A 24,519-nucleotide genomic window follows, 5' to 3' on the forward strand; every position below is an offset into this window, starting at 1 on the left:
CCCTACATTCTGAACAAGCCGAAGCGCGTCGGCTCGACCGGCGCATTCAGCGTTGCGGAAAGCGACAGACCCAGCACTTCGCGGCATTTGCGCGGATCGACAACGCCATCGTCCCAAAGCCGCGCAGAGGCATAAAGCGGGTGGCTCTGGCGCTCAAACATTTCGAGTGTCGGACGCTTGAACTCCGCTTCCTCTTCCGCCGACCATGTTCCGCCGGTGCGTTCAATCCCGTCGCGCTTGACGGTTGCCAGCACGCCCGCCGCCTGTTCACCGCCCATCACCGCAATACGGCTGTTTGGCCAGGTCCACAGGAAGCGCGGCGAATAAGCCCGCCCCGCCATGCCGTAATTGCCCGCGCCATAGGATGCGCCAATCAGCATGGTGATCTTCGGCACATTGGCCGTCGCCACCGCTGTCACCAGCTTGGCGCCATGCTTGGCAATGCCTTCGGCCTCATACTTGCGCCCGACCATGAAGCCGGTGATATTTTGCAGGAAAATCAGTGGAATATTGCGCTGACAACAAAGCTCAATGAAATGCGCGCCCTTGGTGGCCGCTTCGGAAAACAGTACACCATTATTGGCGATAATCCCGACAGGCATACCGTAAATGCTCGCGAAACCGCAAACCAGCGTGGTGCCATAGCGCGCCTTGAACTCATCGAAATCCGAGCCATCGACCAGCCGCGCGATCACTTCGCGCACATCATAGGGAATGCGCGTATCGGCAGAAACCACGCCGAGCAGTTCATCCGGGTCGTAAAGCGGAGCAGCCCCGTCGCCCTTCGGAATGAAGGAGCGTTTTTCGCTGTTGAGATTGGCTGCGATAGCGCGCGCGATCTGCAAGGCATGGGCGTCGTCATTGGCCAGATGATCGGCCACGCCGGAAAGCCGTGTATGCACATCGCCGCCGCCGAGATCTTCCGCTGTCACCACTTCGCCGGTTGCGGCCTTCACCAACGGCGGACCGGCCAGAAAGATCGTGCCCTGATTGCGCACGATCACAGTCTCGTCGCTCATGGCGGGCACATAAGCGCCGCCTGCGGTGCATGACCCCATGACCACGGCGACCTGCGGAATGCCCGCCGCCGACATCTGCGCCTGATTATAAAAGATGCGTCCGAAATGGTCGCGGTCCGGGAATACCTCGTCCTGATTGGGGAGATTGGCTCCGCCGGAATCGACCAGATAGATGCAGGGCAAGCGATTCTCGCCCGCAATTTCCTGCGCGCGCAGGTGCTTTTTCACGGTCACCGGGTAGTAGGTGCCGCCTTTCACCGTCGCATCGTTGCAGACGATCATGCATTCACGGCCCGACACGCGCCCGATGCCGGTGATGATGCCGCCGGACGGCGCAGCGCCGCCATACATGCCGTGGCCCGCCGTCAATCCGACTTCCAAAAACGGCGATCCCGGATCCAGCAATTGCGCAACGCGATCACGGGGAAGCAGCTTGCCGCGAGAAACGTGACGCTCGCGCGCTTTTTCACCGCCGCCATCAATGGCAAGGCGAGACGCAGCCGCCACGATATCGATGGCCTCAAGCATGGCTTTGCGGTTGGCCTGATAGGTCGCGCCGCGCGTCGATATCTCGGATTTCAGAACCGGCATTAACGGGTCTCCTGAAACAATTCCCGTCCGATCAGCATACGCCGGATTTCCGACGTGCCTGCACCGATTTCGTAAAGCTTGGCATCGCGCAGCAGACGCCCGGTCGGATAATCATTGATATAGCCGTTACCGCCCAGTGACTGGATGGCCTGCAAGGCCATCTGGGTCGCATTTTCCGCCGTATAGAGAATGCAGCCCGCCGCATCCTTGCGTGTGGTCTCGCCCCGGTCACAGGCCGCCGCCACCGCATAGGTATAGGCGCGCGAGGCGTTGAAGGTCACATACATGTCGGCAAGCTTGCCCTGCATCAGCTGGAACTCGCCAATCGGCTGATCGAACTGCTTGCGCTCATGCACATAGGGCACCACGACATCAAGACAGGCCGCCATGATGCCGAGCGGACCGCCCGCCAGCACCACGCGCTCATAGTCGAGACCGGACATCAGCACATTGACGCCCTTGCCGACTTCGCCCAGCAGATTTTCGGCTGGAACCTCGCAATTTTCGAACACCAGCTCGCAGGTGTTGGAGCCGCGCATGCCGAGCTTGTCGAGCTTTTGCGCCGTGGAGAAACCGGCAAAGCCCTTTTCGACAATGAAGGCGCTGATCCCGCGCGACCCAGCCGCCAGATCGGTCTTGGCATAGACCACCAGCACATCCGCATCGGGGCCGTTGGTGATCCACATCTTGTTGCCGTTCAGTACATAAGCGTCGCCGCGCTTTTCGGCGCGAAGTTTCATCGAAACAACGTCGGAACCTGCCCCCGGCTCTGACATGGCGAGCGCGCCAACATGTTCGCCGGAAATGAGCTTCGGCAGATATTTCGCCCGCTGTTCAGGCGAACCATTGCGCTTGAGCTGATTGACGCAGAGATTGGAATGCGCGCCATAGCTGAGGCCAATCGAGGCCGAAGCGCGGCTGATCTCTTCCATGGCAACGCAATGGGCGAGATAACCCAGACCCGCACCGCCATATTCTTCCGGCGCAGTGATGCCGAGCACACCAAGCTCACCCAGTTCACGCCAAAGATGCATGGGAAATGCGTTATTGCGGTCGGTTTCGGCGGCAAGCGGCGCAATGCGGCTTTCAGCGAAACGGCGCACAGTATCACGAAGGGCTTCGATCTCCTCGCCAAGACCGAAATTCATGCCCGAAGCAAACATACTCGTCCTCCACAAGTTCTGCCCGGTATCCGCCTTTCGAAAGACGAATATTTATGACGCATTGTCCTGCGCAAAACCGCTACGCACTTTTGCTGGAAATGCTCCATATTCGGTCAGAGTGTCCCGTGGCGGCCAAATAGGCAATGGCTTTGCGCGGCGTTCTGTGGCTATTTATTGCCGGATAACGTAATTTTGTTGCGCATGTTATCCGGCGACCTTCGTCGCCGGTTCAGACTTATTTTCGCATTTCCGAACGCAAAACCGCTTCACACTTTTGCTGGAAATGCTCTCAATCAATCCTCTTGAAGCTCGGCAATGTCGCGATAAAGCTCGAGTGCTTCCGGATTGGCCAGCGCCTCCCGGTTTTTCACGTCGCGGCCATGCACGATATCGCGAACGGCAAGCTCGACGATCTTGCCGGATTTGGTGCGCGGAATATCCGCAACCGCAACGATCTTTGCCGGAACATGGCGCGGTGTCGCGCCGGTGCGAATCTTGGTCTTGATCCGCGCCTTCAGATCGTCATCGAGCGCCACACCTGCGGCAAGCCGCACGAAGAGCACAACCCGGACATCCTTGTCCCAGTCCTGACCGATGCAGAGCGCCTCGGCGATCTCCGGCATCTGCTCGACCTGATTGTAGATTTCCGCCGTGCCGATACGCACGCCACCAGGGTTCAGCGTTGCGTCCGAACGGCCATGGATGACGATGCCGTTATGTTCGGTCCATTCCGCAAAATCGCCATGACACCAGATATTGTCGAAGCGCTCGAAATAAGCCGCCTGATACTTCGCACCGTCCGGATCGTTCCAGAATTGCAGCGGCATGCACGGAAACGCCTTCGTGCAGACCAGTTCGCCTTTCTGCATGCGCACCGGCTGGCCGTCATCGTTCCAGACATCGACGGCCATGCCGAGGCCCGCACCCTGAATTTCGCCCAGCCAGACGGGTTCTGTCGGCACGCCCAGCACGAAGCAGGACACGATATCCGTTCCGCCTGAAATGGATGCAAGATGCACATCCGGCTTGATGGCGTCATAAACGAAAGCAAAGCCCTCCGGCGACAAGGGCGAGCCAGTGGACGATACCGTGCGCAGTGCCGAAAGATCGTGTGTTTCACCCGGCTTCAGACCGGCTTTCAACACGGCATCGATAAATTTCGCCGAGGTGCCGAAATAGGTCATGCCTTCGGCCTGAGCATAATCGAACAGCACATTGCCATCGGGATAGAAAGGCGAGCCGTCATAGAGCAGCAAGGTAGCCCCGGAACCGATACCAGAGGCCAGCCAATTCCACATCATCCAGCCGCAAGTGGTGAAATAGAAGAAGCGGTCGCCTTCGCGGATATCCGCATGGAGCTGCTGTTCCTTCAGATGCTGCAACAGCACCCCACCGGCGCGATGGACGATGCATTTTGGAATGCCGGTCGTGCCGGACGAAAACAGAATATAGATCGGGTGATCGAAAGGCAGACGCGTGAATTCCACCGGCTTGGCGGCGAAGGCGCTCAGCGCTTCGTCGAGTGCAATGCCCTTTTCGGCTTTCTGCGCGACGGCTTCCGCCTCGCCCAGATAGGACACGATTACCGATCTCCGCAGTCCCGGCAGCTTTGCCGTTACCTGCGCGACCTTGTTGGCCACTTCGATGCGCTTGCCATTGTACCAATAGCCATCGCAGGCGAAGAACAGCTTCGGCTCAATCTGGCCGAAACGGTCAAGCACGCCCTGTACGCCGAAATCCGGCGAGCACGACGACCAGACGGCACCAATGGAGCTGGCAGCCAGCATCAACGCAACAGCTTCCGGCATATTGGGCATCATGCCCGCAACGCGGTCGCCGGGTTCCACGCCTTCCGACAACATGAATTGCTGGAGCTTTGAAACCAGCGCGTGAAGATCGTTCCAGCTCAGGCGACGTTCGACCTTGTCTTCGCCGCGGAAAACGATTGCGTCGTCACGGCCCTGCTGGCGCAGAAGGTTTTCAGCGAAATTGAGACGCGCTTCGGGGAAGAATTTCGCCTCGCGCATATGCCCCTTGTCGACAAGGGCCGTTTCGCCACGCTCGCCGATGACGTTGCAGAAATCCCAGATGAGCGTCCAGAAGCCAGCACGATCTTCCACCGACCAGCGATGCAACGCCGCATAATCCGACAGGTCAAGGCCGGTGCGCTGTTCAGCGCGAATGCGGAATTGCTCCAGCGTGCTGGCTGCGATGCGCTGCGCATCGGGCTGCCACAGCGAGTGGTCCTGCGAAAACTGCGTGGAAACTGCCTCGGTGCTCATCATTCCTCCCTGACACAGGCGCAGCAAATATCCGGTTACGAGCCGCGCCGTCAGAAGTTTCTAGAAGAGACTTCCCGGCAGGTCCATGCTTTTCACAGTCATGCGTCGTGTCAGCGCATCACTCCTGCGTTTTCGCTGTGTTTGTCCGCCCACATATCGATGCGCCGCACTGCCCAGCGATGGACCGGATTTTCAAACAGATGCCATGCGGCGATAGCGGTAACGATGCTGGCAAGGACGGCCATACTCATCAGCACAATTGCGCTGAAGGTCGTTTCCCCCCAGCTACCGGGAACCAGCTTGAAAAACACCACGCCAACCAGCGGATGGAGAATGAAAATGCCGAAACTGTAGCGCGACATTTTCACGAAGCCGCTCCATTGCAGCGGCGTGTAGAGATTCTGCCGGCTCGCCGCAAAAAGCACATAGACGCTGAAATAGAGAAAGACGAGCCGCCATGGCCCTTCAAGCGTTGCCGTGTCGGGGATCCCGCTTTGCGGATGATAGAACAGGAAAATCGCCAGACAGGCCGCCAGAGCAAGCTTGATGAATCCCTTTGGCAGATCGGCATGCTTCTGCCGTGCAAGCCACATGCCAAACAGGAATGACGGCAAGACGCGGAAAACGCCAAGATCGGCAAACTGCACCCGTGTCAGGGACGGCGTTTCCAGAACCCGTGCCGCATATTCGCCCCCAAGCAGAGCCGCGACGACCAGAACAAGCATCCCGTCACCGAGGCGCTTGCAGAGCCAGTCGAACAGCGGGAAGCACAGATACATCAGGAACAAGGCGCTGAGAGACCAGCTGACATAATTGTAGGAAAAGCTCTTTCCCAGCCCCCAGTTATGAACGAGCAGCAATTGAGCCAGCCCGTCGCGCCAGTTCATGTTTGGCGGCACCGATGGCTGGAACAGCCCTGCCGCCGCCAGTATCGACATCAGGGCGAAACAGGAAAAGGCAACCACGTGCAAGGGGTAGATTCGCGCAAGCCGCTTGCCAACGAAAGATACGTAACGGACGGAATTCCATTCATAATTTGAGCGCAACGCCAGGAACAGTCCGGACAGAATAAAAAAGACATCAGTAAAATAAGCAAACGTTAATATAACAGAATGTATCCCATCGTTCCGGATGGGCATCCGGAAAGAATAATGGAAAATCGCGATCCCCACACACAATAAAAATCGAAGACCGTCGAAATCTGGAAGCCGTTTCATTTAAATGACATCGCGAAAATACTGGAACATATATGTCAGTATATGCTTCCGCGATAAAGTCGAGCATGAATTGAACTTGCGGGCAAAAAATTGAACGAAAATTACAGCGCAACCGCCAGAAATTTCTCTGGCAGAGTGGAACAGCCGTTTTTCATTCTAGGGGGAATTTGGTGGAGCCAAGCGGGATCGAACCGCTGACCTCCTGCATGCCATGCAGGCGCTCTCCCAGCTGAGCTATGGCCCCATCAAACCTCTTTCGAGGTGGGCCAGACAGAACTTTCTGCCCGGTGTGGCGGCTTATTAAATGGCGTTTGTCAGAAGATCAAGAGCTAAATCGCAACTCTTTTCACATCTGCGAAAATAATTTCGCCCAATGCCCACATCCACCGCCGGAGACTGTGGAAAGCGCTCAACCATCACGCCAAAGAGAAAGGGCAGCTCGTGAGCTGCCCTGTCCACAATTCCAAAAAATCGAAGCGATTCCCGAAGGATCAGCCTTCTTCGTCGTCGCCGCCGACGCCACCGCCGAGGATACCCGACATATCGTCGTCCTCGTCTTCCTCTTCTTCGAGGAAGGTGTCGTCATCGTCGTCGCCCAGATCGACGTCGTCGTCGTCGCCCATATCTGGCAGATCGTCGCCGCCGCCCTTTGCTTCGTCGTCGGCATCCTCGAGGGAAACGAAATCCGGCTTTTCCATTGCCGTATCCAGTTCTTCCTCTTCGGCTTCCTCTTCAACGACGCGTGCTTCTGCATTCGCGTCGAAATAGGAGCGCGGATAGGAGATGCCGGTGTAAGGCGAAACGATCGGATCGCGATTCAGATCGTAAAACTTCTTGCCCGTTTCCGGGTCGATGCGCTTGGTACCAAGTTCAGCTTTTGCCACGTTGAGCCTCGTGAGTTTTATTCCCGTTACGCCCGTGGCGCGTGGCCACTTTTATAAAGGGGGCATAAATTCATTTCAAAAACGCGCCTGCTGAGCTTCTCAGGCCACCACTATGGTTCTTATTATACCCCGGAGCCCGTTGCATAGCGAGAAAAGTGGGTGGTGCGCGCCTTAACTGTGTTGTTCGGTGCATAAACGCAATTTGGCGCATTTGTCAAAGCGAAAGACTCCGAATGACGCAGACTCTTTCTTATAGCTGCGTCCGGCAGCGTATCGGCGGCGTATTCGCGGATGACCGCATGGTATTACTATGCTAGTGGTCTGCGTCCGACATTTGCTTTGCGGTGTTACAGGCTCCCAGCAAATGTCGGACGCAAAAGACCACTAGCCGCTTTATGAATCGAGTGGATTTTTCGAATTTGACGTTTGAACCGGCGTGTATGTCGAGCGGAAATCAAACGTCAAATTCAATCCACTCGTGAAGCCCCGCTTATCTCTCAATCCGGCGCGTGTTCGCGCCAAAAATGCGACAGTGAAAAATCCATGTCCCATTCCGCTTCCCCGAAACCTGCAGTCGCCCGCCGCTCGGAGGCACTGGTCGGCGAAATTCGCATTCCGGGCGACAAGTCCATTTCCCACCGCTCTTTCATGTTCGGCGGCCTGGCATCGGGCGAGACCCGCATTACCGGCCTGCTGGAAGGTGAAGACGTCATCAATACCGGCCGCGCCATGCAGGCGATGGGCGCCAAGATCGAAAAAGACGGCGACGTCTGGATCATCAATGGCGTCGGTAATGGTTGCCTGCTCGAGCCGGAAGCCCCGCTTGACTTCGGCAATGCTGGCACCGGTGCGCGCCTGACCATGGGCCTCGTCGGCACCTATGACATGACCACCGCTTTTATCGGCGACGCTTCCCTGTCGCGCCGCCCGATGGGTCGCGTGCTCGACCCGCTGCGCCAGATGGGCGTGCAGGTGAAGTCGACCGATGGCGACCGCATGCCGCTGACCCTTGTTGGACCGAGCGTCGCCAATCCGATCACCTATCGCGTGCCGATGGCGTCCGCGCAGGTGAAATCGGCTGTGTTGCTGGCCGGTCTCAACACGCCGGGCGTCACGACGGTTATCGAGCCGGTCATGACCCGCGACCACACCGAAAAGATGCTGCAAGGCTTTGGCGCCGACCTGACCGTCGAAACCGACAAGGACGGCGTGCGCCATATCCGCATCACCGGACAGGGCAAGCTGATCGGCCAGACCATCGACGTTCCGGGCGATCCGTCTTCGACGGCTTTCCCGCTGGTAGCGGCACTGCTGGTCGAAGGTTCGGATGTCACCATCCATAATGTTCTGATGAACCCGACCCGCACAGGCCTGATCCTCACCTTGCAGGAAATGGGCGCGGATATCGAAGTCTTCAATGAACGCATTGCCGGCGGTGAAGATGTCGCCGATCTGCGCGTAAAATCGTCCAGACTGAAGGGTGTCACCGTTCCGCCGGAACGCGCGCCTTCGATGATTGACGAATATCCGGTGCTGGCCATCGCCGCGAGTTTCGCTGAAGGCGAAACCGTGATGGACGGGCTCGATGAGCTGCGTGTCAAGGAATCGGACCGCCTGGCAGCTGTTGCCCGCGGCCTTGAAGTCAATGGCGTCGATTGCACGGAAGGCGAAATGTCGCTGACCGTTCGCGGTCGTCCGGACGGCAAGGGGCTCGGCGGCGGTGTCGTCGCAACCCATCTCGATCACCGTATCGCGATGAGCTTCCTCGTTATGGGCCTCGCATCGGAAAAGCCTGTGACGGTTGACGACAGCACGATGATTGCAACCTCCTTCCCGGAATTCATGGACCTCATGACGGGAATGGGCGCGAAGATCGAGCCGAGCGAAGCCGAATGAAGCCATTCATCGTCGCCATCGACGGACCGGCAGCCTCGGGCAAGGGAACCCTTGCCCGGCGCATCGCCACGCATTACGGCATACCGCATCTCGACACCGGGCTGACCTATCGTGCAGTCGCCAAGGCGCTGCTCGACAAGAACCTGCCGCTCGACGACGAGCTGCTGGCCGCGGATGCCGCACGCCATCTCGATCTGCGCGAAATGGACAAGACCATCCTGTCCGCACATGATATCGGTGAGGCCGCCTCCAAGGTTGCGGTCATGCCAGCCGTGCGGCGTGCGCTCGTCGAAGCCCAGCGCCATTTTGCGGCAGCCCTTCCGGCCAGCGTTCTCGACGGTCGCGATATCGGCACCGTGGTCTGCCCCAAGGCGGAGATAAAGCTGTTCGTCACGGCCTCGCCGGAAGTGCGGGCGGAACGGCGTTTTGACGAGATCGTTTCGAAGGGCGGCACTGCCGATCTTGACGACATTCTCGCCGATCTGAAGAAGCGCGACGAGCGCGACACCAACCGCACCGATTCTCCGCTGCGTCCTGCTGAAGACGCGCACTTGCTTGATACAAGCGAAATGAGTATAGAAGCGGCATTTCTGGCGGCGAAAAATCTCATTGATGAGGCTCTCGCGCGTCACAAGGCATGATGATCAGGCATTTTAGGGCTTTTTGGCCTGAATTTGCCCCGGAAATGCTGGAAAAATGCCAGAACAGTCCTATATAGGCTGCTCTGATAGCGCATGGCCTCGAAAGCTGCGAAGCGGTTTTCGAGAAAGGTCGTGCCGAATAACGAATAGTCTGACTTCGCGTTCCACGCGCCGGTTGTCTGCAAAGACGGAGCCGAGGTCGGACAGTGTACAACACGAACCCCCGGCGCCGCATCCGATGAATTTTCCGGATGCATCAGGAGTATATATGTCTCAATCCAACCCCTCCCGCGCAGATTTCGAGTCCCTGCTGGCAGAATCCTTCGCGCAAAACGATCTTGCTGAAGGCTATGTCGTCAAGGGCCGCATCGTTGCCATCGAAAAGGACATGGCGATCATCGACGCCGGTCTGAAGGTCGAAGGCCGCGTACCGCTGAAGGAATTCGGCGCAAAGGGCAAAGACGGCACGCTGAAGCCGGGCGATGAAGTTGAAGTTTACGTCGAGCGTATCGAAAACGCTCTCGGCGAAGCTGTTCTCTCGCGCGAAAAAGCACGTCGTGAAGAAAGCTGGGTCAAGCTCGAGCAGAAGTTCGCCAATGGCGAGCGCGTCGACGGCGTGATCTTCAATCAGGTCAAGGGTGGTTTCACCGTCGACCTCGACGGCGCTGTTGCCTTCCTGCCGCGTTCGCAGGTCGACATCCGTCCGATCCGCGACGTCACCCCGCTCATGCACGTCCCGCAGCCGTTCGAAATCCTCAAGATGGACAAGCGTCGCGGCAACATCGTTGTCTCGCGTCGTACCGTTCTTGAAGAAAGCCGTGCGGAACAGCGTTCGGAAATCGTCCAGAACCTTGAAGAAGGTCAGGTTGTTGAAGGCGTCGTCAAGAACATCACCGATTACGGTGCGTTCGTTGACCTCGGCGGCATCGACGGTCTCCTGCACGTTACCGACATGGCATGGCGCCGCGTCAACCATCCGTCGGAAATCCTCACCATCGGCCAGACGGTCAAGGTGCAGATCATCCGCATCAACCAGGAAACCCATCGTATCTCGCTCGGCATGAAGCAGCTCGAGAGCGATCCTTGGGATGGTATCGGCGCGAAGTACCCGATCGGCAAAAAGATCACCGGCACCGTCACGAACATCACCGACTACGGTGCATTCGTGGAAATCGAGCCGGGCATCGAGGGCCTCATCCACGTTTCCGAAATGTCGTGGACCAAGAAGAATGTCCATCCGGGCAAGATTCTCTCCACCACTCAGGAAGTCGAAGTCGTTGTGCTCGAAGTTGATCCGGTCAAGCGCCGCATCTCGCTGGGCCTCAAGCAGACCCTCGACAACCCGTGGACGACCTTCGCTCAGAAGTACCCGACCGGCACCGTTGTTGAAGGCGAAGTCAAGAACAAGACCGAATTCGGCCTGTTCATTGGTCTCGACGGCGACGTTGACGGCATGGTTCACCTCTCCGATCTCGACTGGAACCGTCCAGGCGAACAGGTTATCGAAGAGTACAACAAGGGCGAAGTGGTCAAGGCTGTCGTTCTCGACGTCGACATCGACAAGGAACGCATCTCGCTTGGCATCAAGCAGCTTTCCGGCGACAAGGTCGGCGAAGCAGCAGCTTCCGGCGAACTGCGCAAGAACGCTGTTGTAACCTGCGAAGTGACCGCTGTTACCGATGGTGGCCTCGAAGTTCGCCTGGTCGATCACGACCTGGAAAGCTTCATCCGCCGCTCGGATCTTTCGCGTGATCGCGAAGAACAGCGTCCGGAACGCTTCACGGTCGGTCAGAAGGTTGACGCTCGCGTCATCGCTTTCGACAAGAAGACCCGCAAGCTGCAGGTCTCGATCAAGGCGCTCGAAATCGCTGAAGAAAAAGAAGCTGTCGCTCAGTACGGTTCGACCGACTCCGGCGCTTCGCTCGGCGACATCCTCGGTGCTGCTCTGAAGAAGCAGGAAAAGAACTAATCTTTTCCCCTTCTTGTAAACATGGAAAAGCCCGCTTTATAGCGGGCTTTTTCTTTGCGCTCAGGCGAGGCGCGGGCTTGGTCTGGTAGTATCAATACGCCACCCCAGCCATGAGCGACCTAGGACGCAGCCCTTTCCCGTATTCCGGCCTCCGAATTTAGGTTCATCCAGAATAAGCAAATAACGATAGAGATAAATGCAGAATACCCCAATTTATGACAGGTTTTAAATTTCGAAAATTAGTAAATATCAGAATTATCCTTTTTTAATTATCTCTAAAATTCAATTGACTCTCTCTATAATTCGATTTATCTCAAATTATTGCTTATATTTACTATTATATATTTAGGAGAATTATATTGGGTGCAAGAATTTCCATTATCGCGTCCGGAGTTTTAGCTTTGTTGGCCTCTGGCGCCCATGCGGCGGATGTCATCGTTCCGGAAACACCTCTGGCACCAACCGCTCCTATTGCCACGAACTTCAACTGGAGTGGCGCTTACATCGGCGGACAGGTCGGCTATGGTTGGGCGTCTTCCAAATTCTCAATGGAGCCATCCTACACTTCCAAAGGAAATATGGACGGTTTTCTGGGCGGCATCTATGCCGGTTACAATTTTGATACCGGAGCAAATGTGATTCTGGGCGTGGATGGCGATTTCACGGGGACATCGGTTGGTGAAACCATCTCCTATGGAGGCCTGGCATCGGGTAAGACACGATTGCGTTGGTCTGGCGCCGCTCGCGCACGTGTGGGTTACGATTTTGACCGGTTCCTGCCTTATATCGCTGGCGGCGCGGCTTTCGGCAATATTGGCGACAAGGCACATATTCTGGGCACGCAGCTCATCTCGCAGTCCAAGACACAGACCGGCTGGACTATCGGCGGTGGTGTTGACTATGCAGTCACCGACAATATCGTCACGCGCTTCGAATATCGTTACACCGATTTCGGCAAACGCAATCTTGATCTCGCCGTTCCCGGTCTCAAGGCCAACGAGAAGATGAATTCGAACGATATTCGTCTCGGCGTCGCTTATAAGTTCTGATTGATCAGCTGACCTCTGTTCAGGACACAGCCCTGTCTCTCACCGAGGCGGGGCTGTTTCCGTCAAACCACCCCGAGCATATGAATCAGCCCGAGACTGATGACACCTAGCGACAACAGCGAAAGCATCGCCGTCAGTGTCACGCGCCCGCCAGCCTGCGCTACAGAGCGGACATCGACACCAAGACCAAGCGCGGCCATCGAAATGATGGTCAGCAGCGTCGAGGCATATTGAATACCGGGCAGCAGAGTTTCCGGAATAAGATGCAGCGAGTGCAGCGCCATCATCGCAAGAAAGCCCAGGATAAACCACGGCACCAGTTGAAAAAAGCCGGGCTTTGCGCCTGCATCCTTGTTGCCCGCGAGCACAGCCAGAGCCAGAATAACCGGGCCAAGCATCAGCACCCGCACCAGCTTGACCAACGTGCCGAGTTGGACGCTGATCGTGGCAACCGGAGCAGTCGCAGCCAGCACCTGCGGCACGGCATAGACCGTCAACCCTGCAAGCACACCATATTGGGTATGGGATAAGCCAAGAAGCGGCACCAACAGCGGCAGGCACAGCACCACGACGACACCGAGAATTGCGGTGAACGCGATGGAGGCGGCAACATCTTCACTTTCAGCACCGATGACCGGCGCCGTAGCTGCAATGGCCGAGTTGCCGCAAATCGAATTGCCGCAGGCCACCAGAACTGCCATGCGATGCGGCAGCTTCAGCAGCCGCCCAATGCCGTAGCTCAGCGCTATCGCCACCACCACGACACAGGCAATACCGAGAATTAGACCGGAACCGGCGGCGATCACCGCGCTGACGCTGATGGATGCGCCGAGAAGCACCACCGCGATTTCCAGAATCATTTTCGCCGAAAAGCCGATGCCTTTGCTGAACTGCTTGCCGGGGCGCAGGAAGGTGCGCACCATCGTACCGAGCAGAATGGCAATCACCAGCGCTTCAAGCCACGCCCTGCCGGCATAATAGGCCTCGATCTTCTCAAGACCGATGGCCATAGCGGCGACACCAGTGCTGAGTGCAAGTCCGGGTAGGATGTTCTGGAGTTTTGAGTATGTCATTATCGGCATTTCATATCGAAAGAGAATTTCATTCCTATTTGATGCCTTATTTTCCCTGTTCAATCCATTTCATTATATGGCATAAATCATTCGATAAGATCGAATGGTTGATGCTATGACCCTGGAACAACTGCGTATTTTCATTGAAGTAGCGGAGCGAGAACACCTGACCCGGGCTTCCGAGGCGCTGCATCTAACGCCTTCGGCGGTCAGCTCGGCAATCCGCACTCTTGAAGAACGCTATGGCGCGACACTGTTCAACCGTATCGGACGTCGCATAGAACTAACCGGCGATGGGCGTCTGTTTCTCGATGAAGCACGCGCAACGCTGGCGCGTGCACGTTCGGCCGAACGTATGCTTTCGGAATTTGGTGGTGGCAAGCGCGGCATTCTTTCGATCCACGCGAGCCAGACGATCGCAAGCTATTGGCTACCGCCCTTTCTGGCGCGATTTCACAGCGCCTATCCCATGATCGAGGTGCGCCTGACACTGGGCAATACGGAAAGCGTGACCGAGGCAACGCAAGAGGGTGCAGCCGATATCGGTTTGGTGGAAGGTTCCGTGCAGGCTCCGTCGCTTTCCATCAGCAAGGTGGCAACCGACCAACTGATTCTGGTGACACGCCCCGACCACACATGGAGCGACGCAGGCCGCCTCTCCTGGGACCGACTGTTTGAAGGAAAATGGATATTGCGGGAACAGGGGTCGGGCACGCGCAGCGTCTTCGAAGATGCGATGCGCGCCAGCGGCTATAACCCCGTACGATTGAATGTAGCGCTGGAACTACCGTCCAATGAGGCCATTTGTTCAGCAGTGCGCTCCGGCGACTATGTCACCGCCATATCCGAACTGGTCGCCGCCCCGCATCTCGCCGCCGGAACGCTCGTCAAGGCAGACTTCGCCCTACCGCAGCGCCAGTTTCTCATGCTGTTGCACAATGACCGCTACAGAACAAAAGCGCTTCAGGCCTTTGCCGATGCGCTAACCAGCGCTCAGCTACCCCACACCAAAAACCATGATCGTGGCACAACCTATTAATCAGACCACTTTATGCATGAGCTGGAAATGCTTAACGAAGGAGCGCTCCTTCAAAAAACTCCCCCATATTATCGAAGCCCGGAGAACCAAAGCTTGGATGAAAGTCCTTGGCCAAAGCAGTGGGACGCCATGTATTATCCTCGACGTTGCATCGCAAATAATTCATTGGACTGAAATGGGAGTGTGCTGAAAAAACATTTAAACGAGAGAATCCGAGTTCTGTTCGTTGAATTGCTTCCACTGTCCGCGTCCTTACCTCTCCCCTGTAACCGGTTACAGGCAAACCAGTTTTACTCGCCAGTTGGGCCGCATATGAGTCTTGTCCACCACTAGCGGAATAACTCGTCATCATTCTTATCTGAGTGAAGTTCTCTTCGTTTTTTAACGCCCTAACAATCTTTGAAAAAGCACTAATTTTTATTTCAACTCGCGGATTCTTGACAACAACATTTCTAATATACTTCGATTTTTCCGGAATTTCTGCATTTCTTATAAATATATTGATACGCGATGATCTTCCTATAATGTTCCTATCCAGATGAATCCCTAACCCCCAATCATCATGAAATCTTTTATTCCGAACTCCAAAGTCTTCTTCGAAAAAACAACCATTTTTCGGTGGCGCAATATACTCATTTAATGCACTGGAGTATACAGCACCTGCAGGAAAAAAATTATACGCCGACTGCATTTCTGGTCGAGGCGCTTCCTCTTGAAAATAATCATAAAATTCATAATAATCTCCGTAAAAATCCGAAAAACTATTATTCATGATTTCACCTTATTATTTAAAATAAACATATCGACAACTTTATGAATTACACTAATTTTTCAAAAAAAAGAAACTGTAAATAATTAATGATTGCATTCGAAATACCGGGAAAATTATTTCTTATTGAGGGTTAATGCTAGTAAGCCACACTACCGTATCTGACGCAACATTTCAGGCTGCGGAAAGCAAGTCGAAGCCATGCCGTTCTTTGCTTGCCAAAGACCAATTGAGCGGCGCGTCTTGAAGCCCGGCAATCCGTCCGGCTTGCCAACATCATAACCATGGGCCTGCAAGCGCTTCTGCATCGCCCCGATATCCGAACGGTACATTGTCCCAACATTGCCCCATGGCTGCTGGAAATCTCCCGCACCATAAGCAATACGGTCACCCACATGGCCGATGAAGAGCGCGTAGAGATCGCTCATATTATAGTCCTTGAGCACGTAGAAATTCGGGCTCACGATGAAGGCCGGGCCAAAGCGACCGGCAGGCATGAGCAGAAAGCTCTCGCCCTTCATTTCACCCGCTGGAAACACCTTGCCATTGATGCGAGTAATGCCAAGCTTGGCCCATTCTGCAATCGGCTTACCCTGATCCGGGCCCTCCAGAGCGCACGACACGCTCTGCGGAACATTGACCTCGAAGCCCCAGTCGCGCCCTTTCTGCCAGCCATGCAAATTCAGGTAATTGGCAATGGAAGCCAGCGTATCCGGCACGGAATTCCAGATGTCGCGCTTGCCGTCGCCGTCAAAATCGACGGCGTGCTTGAGATAGGAGGTCGGCATGAATTGCGGCTGTCCAAGCGCACCAGCCCACGAGCTTTTCATGGCGCTTTCGTCGATATAGCCTTTGGACGCGATTTCGAGCGCGGCGACCAGCTCCTTGCGGAACATCTCCTTGCGCGTTGCCATAAAGGCCTTTGTGCCCAGAACTTCGAACACATTGTAGGGGATCTTGACCGTGCCGAAGCCGGATTCCCGGCCCCAGATCGCAACGATGATCGGCCCAGGAACACCGTATTTCTGCTCGATGCGTTTCAGAAGACTGGCATATTGGCCATAGCGCGCCTGACCGCCGCTCGTGACCGACGCCATGGTTTTGGCATTGAAATACTTGCCCGGCGCGCCGAACTCTGCCTGTTTCTGCTCTTTCGGCGTTGATGGCTTTTCACCGGGGATGACCAGATCGGGCAATTTCCAATTGATCGTCACGCCCGCAAAAGCCTGATCGAAGATGGCGCGGGAAACACCCGCTGCCTTTGCTTCCGGCCAGAGATCCCGCTCGATCCAGTTACGATACTGGCCTTCAATCTGCACCTTGGAAGGCGCTGCGACAGCAGGAGAAACAGCAAGAATGGCGGCAAGACCCAGAGCAGTTTTCAAAGCATGCTTCCAACGGCTTGCTGCCATGTTTTTCTCCTGAATAACTAGAGCAGTTCCGGTTAAAACGGAATCGTGGAACCGCTCTATCCATTTGTTTTTACGCATTATCCTACGCAAAACCGCTACGCACTTTTGCTGGAAATGCTCTAAAGGGTGGTTCTTGCCCGCAACGCAGCAGCCAGCGTGCCTTCATCCAGATAATCGAGTTCGCCGCCCACTGGCACGCCATGGGCGAGACGCGTGACGCGGACCTCGAAATTCGCCAATTGATCGGTAATGTAATGCGCGGTGGTCTGACCTTCGACAGTCGCATTGACCGCGAGAATCACTTCCTTGATCTCGCCGGTTGCGACACGCTCCACCAGCCCCTTGATGTTGAGATCGTCGGGACCGATGCCATCAAGCGGTGACAGGCGACCGCCCAGAACATGGTAGCGCACATTCATCGTGCCCGCCCGTTCCAGCGCCCAGAGATCGGACACGTCTTCCACCACGATCAGCGTGGTGGGATCGCGGCGTTCGTCCGTGCAGATGGTGCAGGGATCGGACGTATCGACATTGCCGCAGCACGAACAGATGCGCACTTTCTCGGCAGCTTCCTGCATGGCGCCACCCAGCGGCACCAGAAGCGCTTCTTTCTTCTTGATGAGATGCAGCGCCGCACGGCGCGCCGAACGCGGCCCCAGACCCGGTACGCGGGCCAGAAGCTGGATCAGACGTTCAATTTCAGGACCGGCGATTCGTTTGGACATTTTCTTAGGGGAGTAAGGGAATAGGGGAATAAGTGAGTAGGGAGAGGAGAATGAGGGAATATGCGACATGGCGGCAATCAGCCGACCAAACATACTCCCCTATTCCCTTATTCCCCTACTGCCTTAAAACGGCAGTTTGAAACCGGGAGGAATCGGAAGCCCCGCCGTCAGCGATTGCGTCTTTTCGGCCATCACGGCTTCCAGCTTTGCCTTGGCATCGTTATGCGCCGCGATGATCAGGTCTTCGAGGATTTCCACCTCGTCTTCCTTGGCCAGCGACGGATCGATCTTCAGCGCCGACAAGGTGCCCTTGCCGGACAAGGTGATCGTCACCAGACCGCCTCCAGAAGAGGCCGTGGCTTCCAGATTGGCGATTTCGTCCTGCATGGCCTTCATCTTGGCCTGCAATTCCTTCGCCTGCTTCATCATGCCCATCATGTCACGCATGGGTTTACTCCATAGTCTTCGATAATTCAGTCGTCTTCAGACGGCACGCCGGGCACTTCAGCAACGGCATCGAGGTCAATGTCCTCGTCATCGTTCTGTTCCGCCACAGCAATACGCACGTCGGTGATTTTCGCGCCCGGGAAGGCCGCGAGAATAGCTGCCACATCCGGATCGGCGCGAGCATCGGTCACAAGATTGTCGCGACGCTCCGTTTCCGCTTCGGCAACGGTCTGGCTCGCGACATCACGCGCCACAGTTACCACCCAGCGAATACCGGTCCAGTTCAAAAGATGCTGCGCGATCTCACTCGGTAGCGATTTCGGCGCATCGTCGGTCAGACCGATTTCAAGACGTCCAGGCGCGATGGACGCCAGACGCACACAGTTCTTGACCAGAATCTTGAACTGCATGTTGCGATGCTTGTCGGCCATCGCAACGATGTCGTTCAGGCTGTTGACCGGCACGGAAGGCTGCGGCGCACTCTCGGCAATGGGCTGCGGAGCAGGCGGCTGAACCGGTTGCGGAGCCGTTTCCACAATGCGCATGGCCGTGGCCGGTCCGCCCGAGGCGGATGCCATGGAGGCCGAACCGACGGCATCGGCGGCGAAACGCGCTTCCGGCGCGCCGTTGCCATTGGAGCGAGTATTGCCCGAAGGCTGCGAACGCCCAGCGGAAGCAGAACCGTTTTCGAGGCCGCGCAAAGCTTCGTCCAGCGTCGGCAGATCGGCCGCATGCGCCAGACGGATCAGCAACATTTCGGCAGCCTGGACCGGACGGGTCGCCGTATCGACTTCCGCAATGCCCTTGAGCAGCATCTGCCAGGTGCGAGACAACACGCGCACCGACAGTTTTTGCGCAAAATCGCGGCCGCGCACGCGTTCATCTTCCGACAGCGACACATCTTCCGCCACATCGGGCGTGAAGCGCAGGCGCGTCACCAGATGATTGAAGTCTGCCAGATCGGTCAGCACCACCGAGGGGTCGGCACCGACATCATACTGCGCGCGGAACTCGGTGAGAGCGGCGGCCACATCGCCGCGCATCAGCATTTCGAACAGGTCGATGATCCTGGCGCGGTCGGCAAGCCCCAGCATGGAGCGCACGGCTTCCGCGCTGACCTGACCGGCGCCATGCGCGATGGCCTGATCGAAGATCGACAGCGAATCGCGGGCGGAGCCTTCACCGGCTCGCGCAATCATGGCGAGCGACGCATCATCGACTTCGATCTGCTCGGCTTCCGCAATGCGGCGCAAATGCTGCGCCAGCGTACCCGATTCGATGCGGCGCAGGTCGAAGCGCTGGCAGCGCGACAGGACCGTGATCGGCACCTTGCGGATTTCGGTGGTGGCGAAGATGAATTTCACATGCGGCGGCGGCTCTTCGAGCGTCTTCAACAGGCCGTTGAAGGCCTGATTGGACAGCATGTGCACTTCGTCGATGATGTAGACCTTGTAGCGCGCCGAGACCGGGCGATAGCGCACCTGCTCGATAATCTCGCGAATATCGTCGATGCCAGTATGCGAGGCGGCGTCCATCTCGATCACGTCAACATGGCGGCCTTCCATAATCGCCTGGCAATGCTCGCCGGGAACGGAGAGGTCAATTGTCGGCTGATCGACAGTATCGGTCTTGTAGTTGAGCGCCCGCGCCAGAATGCGCGCTGTCGTCGTCTTGCCAACACCGCGAACGCCGGTAAGCATCCAGGCCTGCGCGATGCGCCCCGTCTCAAAAGCATTTTTGAGCGTGCGCACCATCGGCTCCTGGCCAATGAGATCGTTGAAATTCTGCGGACGATATTTGCGGGCGAGAACGCGATAGGCCCCATCGGCAGCTATGCCAGCGGATTTCGTATCCATGGCGACCCTTCCGTTCTTCCTGTTACGCTTTTTTCTCGACCGCCAGTTTGGACCGGACCTATGAGCGACGTCAACAACGGACACTGTCCATCAACAGGGCCATCAAAAGCCGCCAGACAGCCAGAAAAAATGGCGAATGAGAAAAGGGTGGGAGGCTGGCACGGCGACCCGTGCCTGGCTCGTTAGGGCTGCTTCCTTCCGGACCTGACCCGGTTGGCGAGTGGCTCGTCCACCACCAACCTCCCACGCTGCATATCGTCAATCGCAGCGCAAAAAGCAAGCGCAGAACGAAAAAAACTGGTAAGTGTTTGGATCAAAAGGCGACAGGCTGTGGCGAAAATGGTGATTTCGAGAACCGGAGCGCAGCGTACATTAAGGTACGTGAGCACCGGAAGCGCAGAAATTGCCATTTGCAGCCCGGCATGGCGCTTTTGGATCAGACACGTAGAATCGGCGCATGAAACATGTACGAACTCGATAAACGGCTTGATGCCGACACTTTTTCCGTCGCGGTGCTCGGCCTTTGCGAGTTGCGACTGATGAATGACCGCCGCTGGCCGTGGCTTATCCTCGTGCCGCGCAGGGCCAATCTTTCCGAAATTCATGATCTGACGCCGCTCGACCAGACAATCCTGACCTTCGAGGCCGGTTTGGTGGCGCAGGCGTTGAAGACAGTCACCGAATGCCAGAAAATCAACACCGGTGCGCTGGGCAATATCGTGCGTCAGCTTCATCTGCATGTCATCGCCCGCAACGAAGGTGATGCCGGATGGCCCGGCCCCGTCTGGGGCCATGGCACGCGTGAGACCTATGACGAGAAAGACGCCCGCAAGCTGATCGCCGACATTCGCGCGGCGCTGTAACCTCCCCCCATCCGATCAAACATATATTCGAGAGCATCATGGCTTTCCGCCTCTACGACCTGCCGGAAATCGAACCGAGCCGCCTTGTCGGCTTTGGCGGCAACCGCATCGACCGCCAGTCCGAAAAGCGTCACGACGATTCGGCCTTCACTGCGCTGGAGCTGCCTGAAACCCGCGTCATGGTGCTGGGGGGCAACAAACTGCTGCTCGATTACACGGATGAGAAGACGCCGCGTGCACTCTTCCGCTTCAGCGAAGCCAGGGATTTTGCGCCGGATCTGCACGAGCCGGTGTTTCTGGGGCTTCAGGACGGCGCGCCGCTCGTCGCCCTGATGGCGCCGATTGATCCCGAAACTCTGGAAGCGCCGTTCCGGGCGCAGGACTACCGCAGCATCTATATGGAAGGGCTGGTTTCAGCCGATCTACTTGGCGCGCTGGCGCAGGCGGCAGCGCTGACCGCCTGGCACAACAACCATCGTTTCTGCGGACGCTGCGGCACAAAAACTGAAATGCGGGCGGGTGGCGCCAAGCGCCAATGCCCGAATTGCGGGGCCGAGCATTTTCCGCGCACCGATCCGGTGGCGATCATGCTGCCGGTGCGCGGCGACAAATGCATTCTCGCCCGCAGCCCGCATTTTGCTGCCGGTTCCTATTCCTGCCTTGCCGGTTTCATCGAACATGGCGAAACCATCGAAGCGGCAGTTCGTCGTGAAAGCCAGGAGGAAATGGGGCTGGCGATCGGTCGCGTCGGCTATCACGCCAGCCAGCCCTGGCCGTTCCCCTATTCTCTGATGATCGGTTGCCATGCCGAAGTGCTATCGGACGACTTCACCATCGACCGTTCGGAACTGGAAGACGGACGCTGGTTCGGCAAGCAGGAAGTCCGCGCCATGCTGGCGGGCACACATGAAAATGGGCTGCGGGTGCCGCCATCCGGCGCCATCGCAACCCATCTGATCAAGGCATGGGCGGAAAACTGATTCCGCCCGATATTTTCTGAACTACTCAGCAGCAAGAAGCTGCGTGCCGCGAATGTCGCTTCCCTTGTAGACGCCCAGAATACGCACTTCCTTGGAGAAGAATTCGAGTTCTTCCAAGGCAAGCTGCACGTTGCGGTCTTCCGGATGCCCTTCAATATCGGCATAGAACTGCGTGGCAATGAAACGCCCGCCGATCTGATAGCTCTCAAGCTTGGTCATGTTGACGCCGTTGGTGGCAAAGCCGCCCATCGCCTTGTAAAGTGCTGCCGGAACGTTGCGCACGCGGAAGACGAACGTCGTCATGATGCGTTCGCCGTTTTCCGGGCGCGGAGCCCATTGCTTTTCTTTCGAAAGAACCACGAAGCGGGTCACATTGTCTTCCGCATCCTCGACATTTTCTTCCAGAATATCGAGACCGTAGAGATCGGCGGCCAGACGCGGCGCAAGGGCAGCCATCGAACGGTCCTGTGTGTCGGCAACAAGACGGGCAGCACCCGCCGTATCGCCAGCAATGACCGGCTTCCAGCCGTTCTGGCGGATGACCTTGCGGCACTGGCCCAGCGCATGAATGTGGCTGTGTACGGTCTTGATTTCCTCGCGCTTGACGCCCGGAAGCACCATCAGCTGAAAATGAATCGGCAGGAAATATTCGCCCACAATATGCATATCGGCCAATGGCAGCAGATAATGAATATCCGCGACGCGGCCCGCCAGCGTATTCTCGATCGGGATCATCGCCAGATCGGCAGCGCCGGTTTCGACTGCGTTAAAAGCGTCTTCAAAAGTCGGACACGGCAAAGGCTCCATACCGGGAAACATGTTGCGCGACGCCGTATCGGAATTGGCACCCGCTTCACCCTGAAAAGAAATCCGGTTGGTTTTCATCGTCGTCTTACTTTCTCAAACGCCCCTCACTCGCGGGGCTTTCCTGGTTGTTAAACTTGTCAAAGACCCTTTGCGACAAGAAGTCGGGCGCGGTCAAGGTCGGCTGGCGTATCGACGCCCAGCGGCACCGTTTTAACCACCTCGACGTCAATGCGCATGTTGGCCTCCAAAGCGCGCAATTGCTCAAGCTTCTCGCGCTTTTCCAGCGGCGACGGCCCAAGCTTCACGAATTTCTCCAGCGCCGAACGGCGATAGGCATAGAGGCCGATATGGTGATAGAGCGGGCCTTCGCCATAAGGTGCCGTGGCGCGAGTGAAATAAAGCGCGCGCAGGCGTGAGCTGCCAGCCAGCGGCGAGCCGACGATCTTCACCACGCTCGGATTGGTCTTTTCCGATTCTTCCTCGATCTCGACACCGAGCGTCGCGATATCAGCCGGACCGTCTTCGAGCGGCAGCAATGCGCGACGGATAATGTCCGGATCAATGGTCGGCAGATCGCCCTGCACATTGACCACGGCATCGATCTCGCCAGCCGGATCGAGCTTCAACAGCGCTTCATAGATGCGGTCCGAACCCGATTCGTGATCGGTGCGCGTCATGACGGCTTCATGACCATGAGCGGTAACGGCTGCGAAAATCTCCTCACTATCGGTCGCGACAACGGCGCGCCCGAGCTTCGCGGCGGCAGCCCTTTCGGCCACATGCACGATCATCGGCTTGCCGCAAATATCGGCCAACGGCTTGTTCGGCAGGCGCGTAGCGGCCAGTCTCGCCGGAATAAGTGTGAGGGTCTTTAGGGTCTGAAGCATGCTCGCCTCTTGTTGTCTCGCAGGATCGTAACCGTCCTTTGAGGAGTTTTATCTGCACTGTAAATGCTGCAAAAGTGTCAAAAAGTCACGGGTCTGGTTACCCTTATAGGTGTTGCATCGCCCTGGTAAAAGACCTAGTTTCCGCCCGATGCCGCGGAGAGAATTGCAACCTCATATGAGGTGCGCATGTCGGCTGAGGAGAGCGTTCTCGGGGAGAGCGTTTTGGTAGAGGGAGCGCTGACCGGCGATGAATTCAACGCGGACTAACAAGTTTATCATGGCTTTTCTGGCAACGGTTTTCGTTGTCATGACGACGGGCATCCTGTCCGATGCGCTGTTTCACTCGCCTGCACCGGAAAAGCCCGGCTTTGCAATCGAGGCAGCGGAAGCTGCAACCGGTGAAGGGGGAGCTGCACCGGCCAAGGAAGAAGTTTCTATCGCAACATTGCTGCAATCCGCCGATCCTGCGCGCGGTGAAACAGTTTTCAAGCGCTGCCAGGCCTGCCATACGGGTGAAAAGGGCGGCGCAAACAAGGTGGGTCCGCATCTCTGGGATGTGCTGAACCGTCCTGCCGCTTCTGTTGAAGGCTTCGGCTATTCATCCGCCATGAAGGAATTTGGCGCGGGTGGCAACAAGTGGGACTATGAACACCTCAACAAATTCCTGACCTCGCCCAAGGCCTTCATCAAGGGCACAGCCATGGGCTTTGCGGGTGACAAGAAGGACAATGAGCGCGCCGATCTGATTGCCTATCTGCGCACGCTTTCGGATAGCCCGGCTCCGCTGCCAACGGCAGATGCTGCACCAGCTGGCGGCGACGCCAAGCCTGCGGATGCAGCGCCAGCCAAGGAAGGCGAAAAGCCCGCTGCACCAGCGAACTAAGCATCGCAAAAAACATCGAAGAGCCGGGTTTCGACCCGGCTTTTTTCATATTACAGATAAAATTTAT

Annotated in this window: 21 protein-coding genes, 1 tRNA gene and 1 other RNA gene; 8 read left to right on the forward strand and 15 right to left on the reverse strand. The window is 56.9% G+C overall.

The window, feature by feature from the left end:
• Positions 1-2 precede the first annotated feature (2 nt).
• The 6 genes from FGI60_RS03645 to FGI60_RS03670 all read right to left on the reverse strand — a co-directional run bounded on the left by FGI60_RS03645 (position 3) and on the right by FGI60_RS03670 (position 7,156).
• On the reverse strand, positions 3-1,610 hold the full coding sequence (locus FGI60_RS03645; RefSeq protein WP_138783987.1) for a carboxyl transferase domain-containing protein: 1,608 nt from the start codon (positions 1,608-1,610) through the stop codon (positions 3-5).
• Entirely contained in the window at positions 1,610-2,758 is a 1,149-nt protein-coding gene (locus FGI60_RS03650; RefSeq protein WP_171058696.1) for an isovaleryl-CoA dehydrogenase, read from the reverse strand. The genes FGI60_RS03645 and FGI60_RS03650 overlap by 1 nt, the downstream gene beginning before the upstream one ends.
• A gap of 308 nt (positions 2,759-3,066) precedes the next feature.
• Complete coding sequence (locus FGI60_RS03655; RefSeq protein ID WP_138783989.1) at positions 3,067-5,055, reverse strand: acetoacetate--CoA ligase; 1,989 nt, start codon at positions 5,053-5,055, stop codon at positions 3,067-3,069.
• Positions 5,056-5,165: 110 nt separating this feature from the next.
• Positions 5,166-6,272: an acyltransferase family protein gene (locus tag FGI60_RS03660; protein ID WP_138783990.1), complete on the reverse strand. Its 1,107-nt coding sequence runs from the start codon at positions 6,270-6,272 to the stop codon at positions 5,166-5,168.
• 168 nt (positions 6,273-6,440) lie between these two features.
• Positions 6,441-6,516 (reverse strand) — tRNA-Ala (locus FGI60_RS03665).
• Between the two features lie 247 nt (positions 6,517-6,763).
• Positions 6,764-7,156: a TIGR02300 family protein gene (locus FGI60_RS03670; protein ID WP_078337784.1), complete on the reverse strand. Its 393-nt coding sequence runs from the start codon at positions 7,154-7,156 to the stop codon at positions 6,764-6,766.
• 543 nt (positions 7,157-7,699) lie between these two features.
• On the opposite strand from FGI60_RS03670, the gene aroA reads away from it, so the two are divergent.
• The 4 genes from aroA (at position 7,700) to FGI60_RS03695 (ending at position 12,711) form a co-directional block, all read left to right on the forward strand.
• Positions 7,700-9,052, forward strand: coding sequence for a 3-phosphoshikimate 1-carboxyvinyltransferase (gene aroA / locus FGI60_RS03675; RefSeq protein ID WP_138783991.1), 1,353 nt, complete (start codon positions 7,700-7,702; stop codon positions 9,050-9,052).
• Positions 9,049-9,693, forward strand: coding sequence for a (d)CMP kinase (cmk, locus tag FGI60_RS03680; protein WP_138783992.1), 645 nt, complete (start codon positions 9,049-9,051; stop codon positions 9,691-9,693). The genes aroA and cmk overlap by 4 nt, the downstream gene beginning before the upstream one ends.
• Before the next feature lie 268 nt (positions 9,694-9,961).
• On the forward strand, positions 9,962-11,662 hold the full coding sequence (rpsA, locus tag FGI60_RS03690; protein ID WP_119043997.1) for a 30S ribosomal protein S1: 1,701 nt from the start codon (positions 9,962-9,964) through the stop codon (positions 11,660-11,662).
• 359 nt (positions 11,663-12,021) lie between these two features.
• Complete coding sequence (locus tag FGI60_RS03695) at positions 12,022-12,711, forward strand: outer membrane protein (RefSeq protein WP_138783994.1); 690 nt, start codon at positions 12,022-12,024, stop codon at positions 12,709-12,711.
• Between the two features lie 62 nt (positions 12,712-12,773).
• Here the strand turns inward: FGI60_RS03695 and FGI60_RS03700 are convergent, their stop codons facing one another.
• Positions 12,774-13,793: a YeiH family protein gene (locus tag FGI60_RS03700; RefSeq protein ID WP_171058690.1), complete on the reverse strand. Its 1,020-nt coding sequence runs from the start codon at positions 13,791-13,793 to the stop codon at positions 12,774-12,776.
• Between the two features lie 106 nt (positions 13,794-13,899).
• On the opposite strand from FGI60_RS03700, the gene FGI60_RS03705 reads away from it, so the two are divergent.
• Complete coding sequence (locus FGI60_RS03705; protein ID WP_138783996.1) at positions 13,900-14,823, forward strand: LysR family transcriptional regulator; 924 nt, start codon at positions 13,900-13,902, stop codon at positions 14,821-14,823.
• Positions 14,824-14,854: 31 nt separating this feature from the next.
• Here the strand turns inward: FGI60_RS03705 and FGI60_RS03710 are convergent, their stop codons facing one another.
• From FGI60_RS03710 to ffs, 6 genes are all read right to left on the reverse strand, one after another.
• Positions 14,855-15,595 carry a hypothetical protein gene (locus FGI60_RS03710; RefSeq protein ID WP_138783997.1) on the reverse strand — a complete coding sequence of 247 codons (741 nt, stop codon included), beginning with the start codon at positions 15,593-15,595 and terminating at the stop codon, positions 14,855-14,857.
• 149 nt (positions 15,596-15,744) lie between these two features.
• The gene (locus tag FGI60_RS03715; RefSeq protein WP_138783998.1) at positions 15,745-17,004 is read right to left on the reverse strand and encodes a lytic murein transglycosylase; all 1,260 of its coding nucleotides are present in this window, start codon (positions 17,002-17,004) and stop codon (positions 15,745-15,747) included.
• A 119-nt stretch (positions 17,005-17,123) separates the two neighbouring features.
• Positions 17,124-17,729: a recombination mediator RecR gene (recR, locus tag FGI60_RS03720; RefSeq protein WP_078337776.1), complete on the reverse strand. Its 606-nt coding sequence runs from the start codon at positions 17,727-17,729 to the stop codon at positions 17,124-17,126.
• 123 nt (positions 17,730-17,852) lie between these two features.
• Positions 17,853-18,176 carry a YbaB/EbfC family nucleoid-associated protein gene (locus FGI60_RS03725; protein WP_078337775.1) on the reverse strand — a complete coding sequence of 108 codons (324 nt, stop codon included), beginning with the start codon at positions 18,174-18,176 and terminating at the stop codon, positions 17,853-17,855.
• Between the two features lie 26 nt (positions 18,177-18,202).
• Positions 18,203-20,032: a DNA polymerase III subunit gamma/tau gene (locus FGI60_RS03730; RefSeq protein WP_138783999.1), complete on the reverse strand. Its 1,830-nt coding sequence runs from the start codon at positions 20,030-20,032 to the stop codon at positions 18,203-18,205.
• A gap of 147 nt (positions 20,033-20,179) precedes the next feature.
• Positions 20,180-20,276: signal recognition particle sRNA small type (gene ffs, locus FGI60_RS03735), an RNA gene on the reverse strand.
• A gap of 220 nt (positions 20,277-20,496) precedes the next feature.
• Between ffs and FGI60_RS03740 the strand changes: the two genes are divergently transcribed.
• Both FGI60_RS03740 and nudC read left to right on the forward strand, forming a co-directional pair.
• Positions 20,497-20,895, forward strand: coding sequence for an HIT domain-containing protein (locus tag FGI60_RS03740; RefSeq protein ID WP_138784000.1), 399 nt, complete (start codon positions 20,497-20,499; stop codon positions 20,893-20,895).
• A 38-nt stretch (positions 20,896-20,933) separates the two neighbouring features.
• Positions 20,934-21,875 (forward strand): NAD(+) diphosphatase, encoded by a 942-nt coding sequence (nudC, locus tag FGI60_RS03745; RefSeq protein WP_138784001.1) that lies wholly within the window; start codon positions 20,934-20,936, stop codon positions 21,873-21,875.
• 21 nt (positions 21,876-21,896) lie between these two features.
• Here nudC and FGI60_RS03750 read toward each other — a convergent pair whose 3' ends face one another.
• Both FGI60_RS03750 and FGI60_RS03755 read right to left on the reverse strand, forming a co-directional pair.
• On the reverse strand, positions 21,897-22,760 hold the full coding sequence (locus FGI60_RS03750; RefSeq protein WP_138784002.1) for a prephenate dehydratase: 864 nt from the start codon (positions 22,758-22,760) through the stop codon (positions 21,897-21,899).
• 59 nt (positions 22,761-22,819) lie between these two features.
• A complete protein-coding gene (locus FGI60_RS03755) occupies positions 22,820-23,569 on the reverse strand; it encodes a 3-deoxy-manno-octulosonate cytidylyltransferase (RefSeq protein WP_138784003.1) in 750 nt (249 codons plus the stop codon).
• A 247-nt stretch (positions 23,570-23,816) separates the two neighbouring features.
• On the opposite strand from FGI60_RS03755, the gene FGI60_RS03760 reads away from it, so the two are divergent.
• Complete coding sequence (locus tag FGI60_RS03760; RefSeq protein WP_138784004.1) at positions 23,817-24,452, forward strand: c-type cytochrome; 636 nt, start codon at positions 23,817-23,819, stop codon at positions 24,450-24,452.
• The last annotated feature ends 67 nt before the right edge of the window (positions 24,453-24,519 follow it).

Origin of the sequence: Brucella haematophila, assembly GCF_005938105.1 — a bacterium.
GTDB lineage: Bacteria > Pseudomonadota > Alphaproteobacteria > Rhizobiales > Rhizobiaceae > Brucella > Brucella haematophila.

Coding starts and splice junctions, on each gene's coding strand:
- FGI60_RS03645 (WP_138783987.1), bottom strand. CDS start 1,610: ATGCCGGTTCTGAAATCCGAGATATCGACGCGCGGCGCGACCTATCAG.
- FGI60_RS03650 (WP_171058696.1), bottom strand. CDS start 2,758: ATGAATTTCGGTCTTGGCGAGGAGATCGAAGCCCTTCGTGATACTGTG.
- FGI60_RS03655 (WP_138783989.1), bottom strand. CDS start 5,055: ATGAGCACCGAGGCAGTTTCCACGCAGTTTTCGCAGGACCACTCGCTG.
- FGI60_RS03660 (WP_138783990.1), bottom strand. CDS start 6,272: ATGAAACGGCTTCCAGATTTCGACGGTCTTCGATTTTTATTGTGTGTG.
- aroA (WP_138783991.1), top strand. CDS start 7,700: ATGTCCCATTCCGCTTCCCCGAAACCTGCAGTCGCCCGCCGCTCGGAG.
- cmk (WP_138783992.1), top strand. CDS start 9,049: ATGAAGCCATTCATCGTCGCCATCGACGGACCGGCAGCCTCGGGCAAG.
- rpsA (WP_119043997.1), top strand. CDS start 9,962: ATGTCTCAATCCAACCCCTCCCGCGCAGATTTCGAGTCCCTGCTGGCA.
- FGI60_RS03700 (WP_171058690.1), bottom strand. CDS start 13,793: ATGCCGATAATGACATACTCAAAACTCCAGAACATCCTACCCGGACTT.
- FGI60_RS03705 (WP_138783996.1), top strand. CDS start 13,900: ATGACCCTGGAACAACTGCGTATTTTCATTGAAGTAGCGGAGCGAGAA.
- FGI60_RS03710 (WP_138783997.1), bottom strand. CDS start 15,595: ATGAATAATAGTTTTTCGGATTTTTACGGAGATTATTATGAATTTTAT.
- FGI60_RS03715 (WP_138783998.1), bottom strand. CDS start 17,004: ATGGCAGCAAGCCGTTGGAAGCATGCTTTGAAAACTGCTCTGGGTCTT.
- recR (WP_078337776.1), bottom strand. CDS start 17,729: ATGTCCAAACGAATCGCCGGTCCTGAAATTGAACGTCTGATCCAGCTT.
- FGI60_RS03725 (WP_078337775.1), bottom strand. CDS start 18,176: ATGCGTGACATGATGGGCATGATGAAGCAGGCGAAGGAATTGCAGGCC.
- FGI60_RS03730 (WP_138783999.1), bottom strand. CDS start 20,032: ATGGATACGAAATCCGCTGGCATAGCTGCCGATGGGGCCTATCGCGTT.
- FGI60_RS03740 (WP_138784000.1), top strand. CDS start 20,497: ATGTACGAACTCGATAAACGGCTTGATGCCGACACTTTTTCCGTCGCG.
- nudC (WP_138784001.1), top strand. CDS start 20,934: ATGGCTTTCCGCCTCTACGACCTGCCGGAAATCGAACCGAGCCGCCTT.
- FGI60_RS03750 (WP_138784002.1), bottom strand. CDS start 22,760: ATGAAAACCAACCGGATTTCTTTTCAGGGTGAAGCGGGTGCCAATTCC.
- FGI60_RS03755 (WP_138784003.1), bottom strand. CDS start 23,569: ATGCTTCAGACCCTAAAGACCCTCACACTTATTCCGGCGAGACTGGCC.
- FGI60_RS03760 (WP_138784004.1), top strand. CDS start 23,817: ATGAATTCAACGCGGACTAACAAGTTTATCATGGCTTTTCTGGCAACG.